This is a genomic window from Escherichia sp. WS338, from assembly GCF_046486405.1.
Lineage (GTDB): Bacteria > Pseudomonadota > Gammaproteobacteria > Enterobacterales > Enterobacteriaceae > Escherichia > Escherichia coli.
Window position 1 is genome coordinate 18,254 of the sequence record NZ_JBJQLL010000037.1, and the last position, 12,710, is coordinate 30,963.

The 12,710-nt window shown below is 49.0% G+C and carries 9 protein-coding genes and 1 pseudogene; 6 read left to right on the top strand and 4 right to left on the bottom strand.

The window, feature by feature from the left end:
- The first annotated feature begins 50 nt into the window (after nt 1-50).
- From ACJHWT_RS21490 to ACJHWT_RS21500, 3 genes are read left to right on the top strand one after another with little or no spacing between them, the layout of a single operon-like run.
- Nucleotides 51-6,818 carry an N-6 DNA methylase gene (locus tag ACJHWT_RS21490; RefSeq protein ID WP_248807165.1) on the top strand — a complete coding sequence of 2,256 codons (6,768 nt, stop codon included), beginning with the start codon at nt 51-53 and terminating at the stop codon, nt 6,816-6,818.
- 33 nt (nt 6,819-6,851) lie between these two features.
- Nucleotides 6,852-7,292 (top strand): hypothetical protein, encoded by a 441-nt coding sequence (locus ACJHWT_RS21495; RefSeq protein WP_000224043.1) that lies wholly within the window; start codon nt 6,852-6,854, stop codon nt 7,290-7,292.
- Nucleotides 7,289-7,537: a hypothetical protein gene (locus ACJHWT_RS21500; protein WP_000747846.1), complete on the top strand. Its 249-nt coding sequence runs from the start codon at nt 7,289-7,291 to the stop codon at nt 7,535-7,537. Before ACJHWT_RS21495 ends, ACJHWT_RS21500 begins: the two co-directional genes overlap by 4 nt.
- Nucleotides 7,538-7,578: 41 nt before the next feature.
- Here the strand turns inward: ACJHWT_RS21500 and ACJHWT_RS21505 are convergent, their stop codons facing one another.
- The 4 genes from ACJHWT_RS21505 to ACJHWT_RS21520 all read right to left on the bottom strand — a co-directional run bounded on the left by ACJHWT_RS21505 (nt 7,579) and on the right by ACJHWT_RS21520 (nt 11,138).
- Nucleotides 7,579-8,883, bottom strand: coding sequence for an SIR2 family NAD-dependent protein deacylase (locus ACJHWT_RS21505; RefSeq protein ID WP_023356280.1), 1,305 nt, complete (start codon nt 8,881-8,883; stop codon nt 7,579-7,581).
- 56 nt (nt 8,884-8,939) lie between these two features.
- Nucleotides 8,940-9,581 carry a hypothetical protein gene (locus tag ACJHWT_RS21510; protein ID WP_001376241.1) on the bottom strand — a complete coding sequence of 214 codons (642 nt, stop codon included), beginning with the start codon at nt 9,579-9,581 and terminating at the stop codon, nt 8,940-8,942.
- 189 nt (nt 9,582-9,770) lie between these two features.
- Nucleotides 9,771-10,331 carry a Ref family protein gene (locus ACJHWT_RS21515; protein ID WP_000848375.1) on the bottom strand — a complete coding sequence of 187 codons (561 nt, stop codon included), beginning with the start codon at nt 10,329-10,331 and terminating at the stop codon, nt 9,771-9,773.
- A gap of 459 nt (nt 10,332-10,790) precedes the next feature.
- On the bottom strand, nt 10,791-11,138 hold the full coding sequence (locus tag ACJHWT_RS21520) for a hypothetical protein (protein ID WP_058914894.1): 348 nt from the start codon (nt 11,136-11,138) through the stop codon (nt 10,791-10,793).
- 13 nt (nt 11,139-11,151) lie between these two features.
- Here ACJHWT_RS21520 and ACJHWT_RS21525 point away from each other — a divergent pair.
- From ACJHWT_RS21525 to ACJHWT_RS21535, 3 genes and pseudogenes are all read left to right on the top strand, one after another.
- Nucleotides 11,152-11,475, top strand: a pseudogene (locus ACJHWT_RS21525) (transposase); the annotation flags it as partial.
- A 249-nt stretch (nt 11,476-11,724) separates the two neighbouring features.
- Nucleotides 11,725-12,600, top strand: coding sequence for an extended-spectrum class A beta-lactamase CTX-M-130 (locus ACJHWT_RS21530; RefSeq protein ID WP_063859949.1), 876 nt, complete (start codon nt 11,725-11,727; stop codon nt 12,598-12,600).
- 34 nt (nt 12,601-12,634) lie between these two features.
- Nucleotides 12,635-12,710: hypothetical protein (locus ACJHWT_RS21535; RefSeq protein WP_227500407.1), on the top strand; the 76-nt coding region annotated here is incomplete at its 3' end.

Consider the following 12,710-nt stretch of genomic DNA (forward strand, 5'->3'; position numbering starts at 1 on the left):
GCATCGTGTTTGAACGGAATTTAACACTAGTCACTTGTTAAGGATTACCAATGAACAAGCTATCTATAGGGGTGTTTCGCTGTTCAAGTGTCAGCGAAATATTGAAATACATTAGGGCAATAACATCTCACCGAGCGCCGATTAGATACGGCGTGGAAAAGGTGGAAGGCAAAAGCTATGACCGACTACGCCGGGAGGCGAATCAGAAGGCGATAGATTTGCTTAATTCGCTGGTGGACGGCGCGACACTGACAGATGAACAGCGCCAGATCCTGGCTGGGTACACCGGCGAAGGCGGCATTGGCGGGTCCGTCTCCGAATATTACACACCAAAGCCGATCGCTGAAGGTGTCTGGGAGATCATGAAGCTCTACGGCGCGGACGTAGGTAACACTCTGGAACCATCGGCGGGAACCGGCGTTTTTAATGAGACAAAACCGGTTGGTACGGTGATGACCGCGACTGAGATCAGCAGTGTTTCCGGTCGTATAAACCAGCTGTTGCACCCGGAAGACAGCGTACAGATTTCTCCGTTCGAACAACTGGCTGTAAGCACGCCTAACGATTCATTCGACCATGTTGTGGGTAACGTTCCGTTCGGTGGTCGTGATAACACACGCAACATCGATAAGCCTTACGCAGAAGAAACGGACATGGGTTCTTACTTCATGCTCCGCATGCTGGACAAGATAAAGCCAGGCGGATTCATGTGCGTGATTGTGCCGCCGTCCATTGTTTCAGGTTCAAACATGAAGCGGTTACGCCTGCGCCTATCACGGAAAGCTGAATTTCTTGGTGCCCACCGCTTGCCTACCGGTACTTTTGACGCTAACGGGACCAGTACGGTCGTAGATGTGGTGCTGATGCGCAAACATCCGGCAGAGATGGCTGAGAAAATCCCCCTGGTGGATGAAAGCACTCTCGAATCGGCAAATGTGCTTTGGTCAACGTTTATTTCTGGCAAGTGGTTTGAAAAGGATGGCCGCCGGTTTGTTCATGGCACCCAGGAAAAGGGCTTCCAGGGGCGTATTGAGGTTCGTGCCGACGGTCAGATTGATAACCAGGCTCTTAAAGCGAAGCTGATTCATCGTTTCGAAAGCCGTATCGACTGGTCTTTGCTCGATATGGCTGAACCGTCACCGACCGCAGACGTTGTTGGTGAAGGGGAAATGCGCCTGATTAATGGCGTATGGCAAAAATATGCTGGTGGTCGCTGGATTGAAGCTGATGCAGGGAAGGAACTTAAGATCGATGCTGCCAGTTATGGCGCGGATAGCTGGGAGGCTCTTCAGCGTAACCTGACTACAACAGAAGGCCGTCTCGGCATGACATTTACCCAGATGGCAAATGTCCGCGATAAGTACACCACATCAATCAGCGACGATATGGTGCAGCTGGTGGACTGGATTAACAGCCAGCCTGAAAAATACCGTGAACGCTTGTATCGCGGGGCGATGATTGGCCGGATGTTAATTGAATATCAGGACATGAAGGCCGCCGGGCATAGTGCTGAACAAATCGAACAGCAGCGCCTTTCTCTGGTATCCCGTTTGCAGGCAGAGATTGACCGTTTTGGTAACCCCGGTCGCGGTCCGATAGCGAAATTATCGGGGAGCAGTGCGCGCGCCTGGTTTGCTTTCCGTGGTGCAATTAAGCTGGATGGCACTATTTCTGACGAGCTGACAGGAAAACTGGTTACGCATGATTCCAGCGCCAGTTATGACTCTACCAGCTATCAGGACACCCTGCGTTATCTCTACAGTGATCTCACTCGCGATCCAATCCAGCTCGATGATTTCCGCCTTGCGTTTACCGGCGAACTGCCAGCCAGTGATGACGAGTTGCTTAATTTATTGGCCAGCACCCCTGGCATTGCGGTTTCACCGTATGGCGGGATTGTTCCGTTCGCCCGCGCCACCAGCGGCGACATTAACGAGATAGTGGCACCAAAACAGGAATTCCTTGCCACACTCCCCGACGGTCCAGTAAAGAACAACGTCCTTAATCAGCTGGCAGCGATCGAAGAGAAGCGCATCAAGACGCCAGCAGAGAATATCCGCTTTAAGCTCAATAGCCGTTGGTTCGACCGTTCCGTCATTCTGGAATTTTTGCAGGAAAACGGCTATCCGGATCTTCGCTATGTGCAGTCAGTGCAGCTGGAAGGCGACGAAATGGTTTCTGACACCTATCACGGTGGTGATGGTCTGTTCGTCGGGCACCGATACGGTGTCGTCCAGCGCAAGGATAAAGAAACAGGCGAGATCCGCTACGAGTGGGACCGTAAATCAGGTGAAAACGCGACCGGGTTCCCGGCACAGCTGGAAAAGTATCTCAATGGTGCGCGTATCGGTGGCAAAGATAGCGCGACGGCGAACGGCTACCGCGAGCAGATGGCACTGCTTGAGGACCAGTTCAATAAGTGGATCAAGACGCACGATCGCTACGATGAGCTGGTTGCCAAATACAACGATGTGTTCAATAGCAATATCCCGTATGAACACTCTGGCGATCCGCTTGGGTTGAAGGGATTAAGCGGTAAGCGCCAGCCATTTGATTACCAGAATAGCGAGGTGAGACGACTGTCCGAAGATGGGCGCGGCATCCTGGGCTTCGGCACCGGGCTGGGTAAAACGACGACCGCGCTGGCGCTTGAGGCGTTCAACTATGAGAACGGTCGCTCCACCCGTACTGCGTATGTAGTGCCTAAATCAGTGCTGGAAAACTGGTATTACGAAGCAAAAGAGTTCCTGAGTGAAGAGGCATTCAGTAACTACCTGTTCGTCGGTCTTGATGTGCTGATGGATGGCGATCAGATTCGCCAGGTGCCGGTGCTCAATGAGAACGGTAAACCTGTTCTTGGTACTGATGGCACTCCAGTTATGCGCGATGCTCTTAAGCTGGCAGATGAAGCCACTATCACGGCGCGGATGAACGCGATCCCGCACTCAAATTACCGTGCAGTCGTGTTTACCAAAGAACAATACGCCCGCATTCCGCTACGTGATGACACCGTAGATGAGCATGCACAAGACATGCTTTATGACTTCGTTGCCGCCGGGCGCGTAGCCAGCGCAATGGACTCCGACTCCCACCGCAAAGAGGCGGCGCGTCGCCGGGTATTGTCGGAGTATTCAGATACCGGTACCGAAAAAGCAGAGAAGTATCCGTACTTTGAGGATATGGGCTTCGACAGCGTGATTGCTGACGAAGGCCACAACTACCGCAATAGCTATAAAAATGGTCGCGAAGCGTCACAACTGGCCTATCTGCCCACCAGCGCGGTGGCGCAATCGGCGCGGGATATGGCAATTAAAAACGCGTACCTGATGAAAAAGAATGGCGGGCGCGGGCCGGTTCTCCTGACTGCAACGCCAGTCGTTAACACCCCGATCGATGCATACAACATGCTTTCTCATGTTCTGCCGAAGGAATACTGGCAGAAGATGGGGATCTACGGTCCTGATGACTTCGTTAAATTCTTCGGCAAGACCAGGCTGGAAACGGTACAGAAAATCAGCGGTGAAGTTGAAGAAAAAATGGCGCTGGTGGGCTTTGAAAACCTTGATGCGCTGCGCGGTATATTCCATCGCTGGGTAACGCTTAAAACGGCGGAAGACGTTAAGGATACCGTGGAGATCCCGGAGCTGGACGAACACCAGCAGGATGCACCACTTACTGAAGAACAACTGGCGGCGTATGAAGAATTGCGTCAGCAGGCGGAAGCGGCGGCCAAAGCCAACAATGGCGTAACGACCTCGGTCAATGAAGACGGCGTGATTGAGCACGAGAAAGCCCGTCCGACCTTCTCAATAATCAGGGATATGGACCGCGTATGTACTGACATGGACCTGTACTATCGCCGGATCACCTATCGTTTCCTGCCGGAGTACGCCGATGCGGTGCAGCAGCTGGCGGACAGTTTGCCTAAACAAGCCACCAGCGAAGACGACGACAGTGATGATTCAATCACGCAGCAATCGCAATACTCCCTGATAGATAAGGGCGAGTTTATTCAGTTGCAGGTTCCGGAAGCGTTCGAGCAGGAAGTGAATAAGCGCCTGGCCAGGTTTGGCATTGACGAACAGACCGTAACTCACCCCGTTACGCCGAAATACGCGAAGCTGATCGCCACGCTGAAGGAGTTTTTCCCGGAAGGTAAGCAAATCATCTTCACCGATGAAAAAACGCAGCACCAGAAGCTCAAGCGCATTATCTGCAATGCTCTTAACCTTGAACCTTCAAAGGTGGGGATCCTGAATGCTCAGACGGTTGCCGAGGCAGGTAAAACCGGTAAGAAACTGAAAGCGGTTAAACCGCCGAAAGAGTTACCGGATGAACCAACAGATGCACAGATAGCGAAATACAACGAGCAAATGGCTCTGTATGACGCCTATATCGCGCAGCAAAATGAAATGTCGTTGGGCGGTCTGGAAAAGATTGCAGCCGACTTCCAGGAGGGCCGGACTCCGATCATCATCTGCAACAAAAAGGCAGAGGTGGGTATCAACCTGCATCGAGGAACGACTGACATCCATCATCTGACGTTGCCATGGACACCAGCCAGTATCGCACAGCGTAACGGTCGCGGTGCCCGAGTTGGCTCCAACCGTGCAAGCGTTCGCGTTCATTACTACTGCGGCAAGGGTTCTTTCGATGAATACCGACTGAAGACGCTGAAGCGTAAAGCAGGCTGGATCTCCGATATCCTCCGTTCAGATAAGTCAGAAATGGAGAACGCCGACGCCAACGATATGATCGAAATGCAGATGTATACCGCTAAGGATGATGGCGAACGTCTGGCAATGATGCAGGTTCAAATGGATAAGGCGAAAGCCGCGCAACGCGCTCGCCAGAAAGAACAGGCTACTATCGACCTTCAGAACTACATCAAGGCGCAGCACGCAGCTGGCGAGGATGTGGAGGTACTTACCGCTGAATTAGAGCGAAGCAAAGCGGAACTTGAAAAGACCACCGCCGAGGTAGCTAAATTCAAACAGGCGGTAATGGCCAAAGCAGCTGATAACGCAGACTGGAAGGCCCGCTGGGGTAGCGTCCATCACACAGACCGTACGTTGTTAGCACAGTATCGCGCGTCGTTGAAAAGCGCCATTCAGCGCAAGGCTAATATCTCTCAAGCCATCTCCCGCTATGAGAAATTATTGAACCGTACTCAGAAGGCCGCGACGGATATCAAACGCCTGCGCCCGCTGGTGGAGGATGCAATAAATAAAGGCATTCTGGATGTTGATCCTGATCTGGTTAACCATGCGAATAAGTTCCTTGTTATCGGCGATCGCTCATGGCGTGTAGGCCAATACTACGATTGTGCCGGTGATATCGTTCGCATTAAGTCGCTGGACTTCGACAGCCAGCGCGCAGACGTGGAGATCATCTTTACCTTCAAAGGCACCAAATCGGGTAACTGGGATGTGAAGACGCTGGATAAACAGGTGGATGTAACTCCCGATGAAGATGCTGTTATGCAGAAAATCAGTGGTGGCGTCTCCATCGCCGGGATTAACGACATCATTTCCTGTGACGATTTCTACCGTTTCCAGCAGCGCGGCATGATCAAAATCACTGACTCATACGGCGTTCAGACTACAGAGTCAGGCTATAGCATTGATTTTGTTGGTACCTATACGGACCCACTGAAGCATGCGGTTTACCCGGATCGCCGTGACGGCGCGCTGAAGTCGTCAATTGCAAAATGGGTGCTTGGTATGATGTCGGAAGGGAATAACCGCCAGGTCCGTTTGGCAGAAGTATTCCTGACTGAACTGTTTGGCTCCAATTATGGCGATGTAATCGCGTCATACGGAGATACGCTATCTCCTGAAGCAATTCAGGAGAAAATAGCGGATGCGATCGCCAGAATGCCGGAGAAAACAAGCCAGGGGGCTACTCGTAACGGTGATTCTGAACTTGAAGTCACCAATGCCATTTTCGGTACCAATGAGTTCCGGGCGTCAGATTATGAGATCACCACAGCACAGTTTGGCACCATTGGCATTTACAGCAATAAAGACGAGATCAAGCAGGCAATGGACGCAGCAAGTGCGCGCATTGCAGCAGAACGGGAAGCCAATCTGAATCATGCAGTCGCCGCGCTGACTCAATCGTGGGTAACAGCAATCAGGGAGGCCGCCACCACAGGGAAAATCACACCTGCAATAGCGGATGTCGTAAACGACGGCTCTAAATTTATGGATGCCTATCAAATGGATGCGGTGAAGTTGCCATCAGCCTATGGTCAACTCAGCTATCGCATGACCTACAACCTGGTATCAATGTTTTCCGACCTTGCCATCCTTGGGCTGGTGGATCTTAACGAGGTTACGCCGGAATTGCTCAGCATGCGCAAGAATCATGTGGAGATATTGCAGAGAATTAACACGGTTCTTGCCGGGCGCACCGATGAAGAGAAACAGGCCGACGCTGATCGGATAAACCTGGCCCTTGGCAACATCACGGAGGAAGAGATTGCCGCCAGAAACGAGAAACAAGAAGAGTTATCATCAATACAGGGTGATGCCACCAGCATAGCTCAGTCTCTTGGTCTGAATTATCGCGTATCCACCGCCGACCTGAAGATGATGTACGCACCAAAATTCGCCGCTGGCGAGGTATTTGGGCTTCAGGAAGCCTCAGGCATGAAAGGCGTTCTTTTCCGTGCGAAAGACGCAATCAAGGCGAAATTCGGCGCTCGCTGGCTGCCAGCGAAGGCGAAGAACAGCGATTTCCCGGGTAACTGGTGGATTATCGAGACAAAACACAACGTGGCGGACGTTCTGGCCGTCATCCAACAATACGCATAACAGGAGCGCCCGGTTCGCCGGGCGTCGCATAATATGGCCACACTATCTGATACAATAAAACCGAATAAAACATATCTTGAGGCGGTACTGCGTACGGCATTGTTAGGAAAGACAGAAGACGAATACGTTGATTTCTTCCTGTCAGGGCTACGCGGGCGATTACTGAAAAATCCCCGCCTGTACCGCAGCTATGGTCCATACTGGCCGGAAATTAAAAAATTATTACTGGAGCGCGGTTATGGTAATTTCGGTCGTCTCGTTGACCGTGACGTTCGCAAAATTTACCGTTATGACCGCCCGGCGCTAACACTCATAGCCGCGACGCTCTACAGCCAGGAGCGTTTTGATAATGGTCAGATATACTCAGCCTGGCATTTACTGCCAGTGCCTGAAGAGGTTGACGACCAGGACTATGAGTTTGAGTCTTACGATTTGGAAGTTGAAGCCTTAGCACAGGCTGGAGAGAAAACTTGAAAAAGCGATACTACACAGTAAAGCATGGGACGCTACGAGCATTACAAGAGTTTGCTGACAAGCATAACGTTGAGGTGCGCAGGGAAGGGGGAAGTAAAGCTCTGCGCATGTACCGTCCGGACGGAAAATGGCGGACGGTCGTCGATTTCAAAACTAACAGCGTTCCCCAGGGCGTCCGCGACCGGGCATTCGAAGAATGGGAGCAGATCATCATAGATAACGCATTGCTTCTGAATGCTGATTAAGAACTCTCCGGCCTAGGGAGATTAGGCCGGAGATAAATATACTATATAAACTTAGATACAATATCGTGAATCTGTTGTAGCGGGATATCTTCCATCTCATTCTTAATAAGAGAGCGGTTAGATGCTGTCAGTGAAGGCCATTTTGTTTTCCAGGCTAGATATGCTAGCCATGAGTAGCCTGTTTCGTAAGGTTTATTCATATAAGTCATTGAGTGTTCAACCGCATGTATGTATTTTTTCTCAAAATTGGTTCCTTTTACTTCAAATAAACTACCGAAATAAATAAGCCATTTTGCCAGGTGTTCATACTGCTCCCATGCGCCAGGCTTTTTAGTAAGTTCTATTTTTTTATCTATTATATTACAAAAAACATTTAATACATTTTCATTATTCCAGCTATATCCAGATGATGAAATGGAGGAAATGATATGATAAAAAGAATCCTCTAGCTTCAAGAACTCTATTTTATACTCTCTTCCGTTTTTTATTACCGATTTGATTGAGTGCCTCAATTTGTCTTTTATTTTTTTTGCTTCTGGAATTTTATCGTTAAGTTTTCTAAAGAAATCAGATACCTCTGTTTTATCTATAACCCTAACCCCATAGCAGGAAAAATAGTAATCTTTAATAGGTTGCAATAGTTCCCCTCGGGAAACAAGGAAAATATTGGAGGACATTACGTTGTCCCGTGAAAATACCTTATATTCATTTATAATAGCCTTTAGGTTCGCGTCACTTAGAGAATAGCCAAGGATAACAATAGTGTTTTCATGTAGAACTGTGCTTAGTTTATTAGAAAAGTAAGAATTACCATTTATAAATCTGAAATAATCCTCGCTAGTAACAACCATGTCTGATGGGGAGTCTATAGAACCGTGAACATGGTAGACTTTAACCTCACAATTATATTTTGGAATTGGCAGGCCGGGGGTGATTGTACACGTTCGATTCTCTCCAGCCAGCTTTTCTGCTAACTTGTCATAATTTGTCGTAATTACTTTAAATGTGTTTTCTTTGAAAAAGTCTTGAATATATTCAATTGATGGATCAAGTTCGATTGAGGCTATGATTTTCTCAATCTCTTGGTAAATATTTTTCCCCGAAAGTATAAATTTTAGTGCAATAACCTGAGCAGCTTCTTCAAGGCTAAGGTCTTTTGCTTTTCCATCAGGAAATAATTCCTCTTTGAGTGAGTCACCATCCTTCAATAAACCGCACAGTTGCTCCAATAAAGATTGCCAACTTGGGGCTTTATCATCAGAAACAGCCTTTGAAAATCCAGTGCCTGTAAGAAAGCACAGCCTATGTGTAGCCGCTGCATAGGCAATTTCTATATACTCGCTCATTACTTACTCCATTTACTTATAGTTCTACGGAGAAGTATACCCTAATGCATTGACGTTTATAGATAATTTCCTTTTCCTGTTAATACTCCCTTAGGCACCTGTTTTTGTGCCAGCGTTTGGGTGCCGCGAATTATGTTAATCAGAGGGCTTAGTAACGATGGTTCCTGGCGTGCCTCAACTTCTCCAGCCATTGCCCTGATGTAGTCGGCGCTGGCAACGTTGTTGTATTCCGTCGCAAAGCAACATAGTAACGTCAGAACATGCTCTGTCGTTATTTCGCTCCAGTTGATGTTGAAAAATTCATCGCCTTTTTTATCGTGTTCGGAATCGAAGATGCTTTGGTGGAGGATGTATTTGCCGGATTCCTTGCGCGGTAACTTGATTGCTTTCTGGCGTTCCAGCTCCTTATAAATCTGCATTGCCTCAATTAGTACCGGCCTGCCGTTCATGAAGGGATCGCGCAACCTTACACGCTGGCCAACTCGACCAGTAATAAAGCTGTTTTCCTCTTCCACCAGCACGATAAAACCCTTTTCCTCTTTTTCTCGCAATTCGCGCAGCAGCTGGAGTTCCATATCGCGGCGGCGTTCAGGGTAGCTGGTCCGCTCAGCCATTATTAGCTCATTGTTGATCCATGCAGCAGTCATTGACGCCGGTTTGCCGACGCTCATCGAAACAACGCATATTTTCTTATCCATAGCGCCCCCTACAAAAAAGAAAAGCCACCAGCGGCGGCTTAGCAATACAACTGAAGGTAGCGCCCGGTACTCAGACTGTGCCGTCCATGGAATATTTGAAAAGGGATCCATCCGTACCGGGCATGTGATGATTCTGACTGAAGTCACTTGTCAGTTGTCAATTATTTCAGATTAAAAATAATATATTTATTAGTGCATGATGTTTGCCATCTCATAGGCGTCAGCCAGCAACTCCATCTCTGACTTGTTCAGCAAGGTGAATTCTTTCTTGCCTCCAACCACACCATCGGCATGAACAGGGACCAGCCAGGGGTATTTTTCTCTTACTTCAGCCGGTGCTGCATGCTGGTGGTGCCATCTACAAAGGGGCAATTGCTTTTTGTGACAACCCGGCGCGGTACGACCGGAGATATGGTGCAGAGATACCTCTTCAGATATTACTCCATGCATGTAGCAGGCAATGCAGGGGAGAGCGCCAAGAGCATTGGCGATGCTCCGTTCCTCCGCTGTCGATGTTCGCCCCTTCAAGCCACGAGATTTTATCTTTACCGCACTTTTCCGCGTTTTGCTGGCTGGTGGGCGCTCTTTCTGTTTAGCGATACGGCGGTCGATAGAATCCCGCATTTTCTGATATTGCGATTCTCGCCAGGCGGGGTCAGCCAACTTTTCCCGTTGCCGAGCGATCGCTCGTTCTCTGGCTGCCTTCTGCCACTCGCGGCGCTGTTCAAGTTTTTGTTCGATTGTTTTCATATGGCAAAAAAAAAGGCGGCCTAATGGCCGCCAATGATGTCAAGGAGTTAAGTAATGGCAACGTCTTCGTAGTTGACAAAAACTGCGGCTTAATTATAGCAATCAATTAGAGCAATGGTAGATATTTTGTTAATCGCGAATCACATTTTTTCACTTCAGTACCTGTGTGCTATACTACTTCTTGATTGATTGGATGCGGAATACAAAACCGCTCTTTTGTGCAGCCTGGCTCCTTGCCAGGCTTTTTTTATTTCATCATGGAAGCTGTTAGGGGGAACCGCAGAATTCGGAAAAAATCGTACGCTAAGCTAACGGTGTTCTCGTGACAGCTCTTTGACTAGGCTTTCTAAGGCCATTCTGATAGCCCTGACTTCCTGAAAAGCCATGGCTAAAATTTGTGCGGCTAAAAGGGATAACCGATGGTAAAGTAAGTTATCCCTGTCGAGATACTGAAAAGCGTTATCCTCGTTTTTCCCAAAACTGTTTTGCCAGTTCGCTCAGAGCGCTAGTTAACTGAGCGACAGATTTCGCACTTTGCAAATTATTCTGCCCGGTCTGTACATTGGTATCAGCAGCATCGCGTATATTGATAATACTGCGGTTTATGTCTTCACTTACTGCTCCCTGCTGCTCGACCGCAGTCGCTATTTGCGCGTTCATGTCGGTAATTTCGTTAACGCGTTGGCCAATTCCATCAAGAGCTGTAGCTGCTTCCTCTGCGTGAGCTACACTCGTGTGCGCTTGCCGACTACTTTGCTCCATGACTGTAACAGCGGATTGCGCTCGCTCTTGTAGAGCGCTGATCATGCTTTGAATATCCGAAGTAGTTATATACTATGAAAAGCGTGGTAATGCTGAAAACTATATCAAAGAAGCCAAATACGACATGGCGGTGGGTCATCTCTTGCTAAAGTCATTTTGGGCGAATGAAGCCGTGTTTCAAATGATGATGCTTTCATATAACCTATTTTTGTTGTTCAAGTTTGATTCCTTGGACTCTTCAGAATACAGACAGCAAATAAAGACCTTTCGTTTGAAGTATGTATTTCTTGCAGCAAAAATAATCAAAACCGCAAGATATGTAATCATGAAGTTGTCGGAAAACTATCCGTACAAGGGAGTGTATGAAAAATGTCTGGTATAATAAGAATATCATCAATAAAATTGAGTGTTGCTCTGTGGATAACTTGCAGAGTTTATTAAGTATCATTGCAGCAAAGATGAAATCAATGATTTATCAAAAATGATTGAAAGGTGGTTGTAAATAATGTTACAATGTGTGAGAAGCAGTCTAAATTCTTCGTGAAATAGTGATTTTTGAAGCTAATAAAAAACACACGTGGAATTTAGGGAATACTGATGTAACACGGATTGACCGTATTGGGAGTTTGAGATGGTGACAAAGAGAGTGCAACGGATGATGTTCGCGGCGGCGGCGTGCATTCCGCTGCTGCTGGGCAGCGCGCCGCTTTATGCGCAGACGAGTGCGGTGCAGCAAAAGCTGGCGGCGCTGGAGAAAAGCAGCGGAGGGCGGCTGGGCGTCGCGCTCATCGATACCGCAGATAATACGCAGGTGCTTTATCGCGGTGATGAACGCTTTCCAATGTGCAGTACCAGTAAAGTTATGGCGGCCGCGGCGGTGCTTAAGCAGAGTGAAACGCAAAAGCAGCTGCTTAATCAGCCTGTCGAGATCAAGCCTGCCGATCTGGTTAACTACAATCCGATTGCCGAAAAACACGTCAACGGCACAATGACGCTGGCAGAACTGAGCGCGGCCGCGTTGCAGTACAGCGACAATACCGCCATGAACAAATTGATTGCCCAGCTCGGTGGCCCGGGAGGCGTGACGGCTTTTGCCCGCGCGATCGGCGATGAGACGTTTCGTCTGGATCGCACTGAACCTACGCTGAATACCGCCATTCCCGGCGACCCGAGAGACACCACCACGCCGCGGGCGATGGCGCAGACGTTGCGTCAGCTTACGCTGGGTCATGCGCTGGGCGAAACCCAGCGGGCGCAGTTGGTGACGTGGCTCAAAGGCAATACGACCGGCGCAGCCAGCATTCGGGCCGGCTTACCGACGTCGTGGACTGTGGGTGATAAGACCGGCAGCGGCGACTACGGCACCACCAATGATATTGCGGTGATCTGGCCGCAGGGTCGTGCGCCGCTGGTTCTGGTGACCTATTTTACCCAGCCGCAACAGAACGCAGAGAGACGCCACGATGTGCTGGCTTCAGCGGCGAGAATCATCGCCGAAGGGCTGTAACTGGTTTTGTTGAATAAATCGAACTTTTGCTGAGTTGAAGGATCAGATCACGTATCTTCCCGACAACGCAGACCGTTCCGTGGCAAAGCAAAAGTTCAAAATCACCAACT

Bases quoted from the DNA above. Each gene is read 5' to 3' on its own strand.
- ACJHWT_RS21505 (WP_023356280.1), bottom strand. From the start codon at position 8,883: ATGAGCGAGTATATAGAAATTGCCTATGCAGCGGCTACACATAGGCTG.
- ACJHWT_RS21510 (WP_001376241.1), bottom strand. From the start codon at position 9,581: ATGGATAAGAAAATATGCGTTGTTTCGATGAGCGTCGGCAAACCGGCG.
- ACJHWT_RS21495 (WP_000224043.1), top strand. From the start codon at position 6,852: ATGGCCACACTATCTGATACAATAAAACCGAATAAAACATATCTTGAG.
- ACJHWT_RS21520 (WP_058914894.1), bottom strand. From the start codon at position 11,138: ATGATCAGCGCTCTACAAGAGCGAGCGCAATCCGCTGTTACAGTCATG.
- ACJHWT_RS21515 (WP_000848375.1), bottom strand. From the start codon at position 10,331: ATGAAAACAATCGAACAAAAACTTGAACAGCGCCGCGAGTGGCAGAAG.
- ACJHWT_RS21530 (WP_063859949.1), top strand. From the start codon at position 11,725: ATGGTGACAAAGAGAGTGCAACGGATGATGTTCGCGGCGGCGGCGTGC.
- ACJHWT_RS21490 (WP_248807165.1), top strand. From the start codon at position 51: ATGAACAAGCTATCTATAGGGGTGTTTCGCTGTTCAAGTGTCAGCGAA.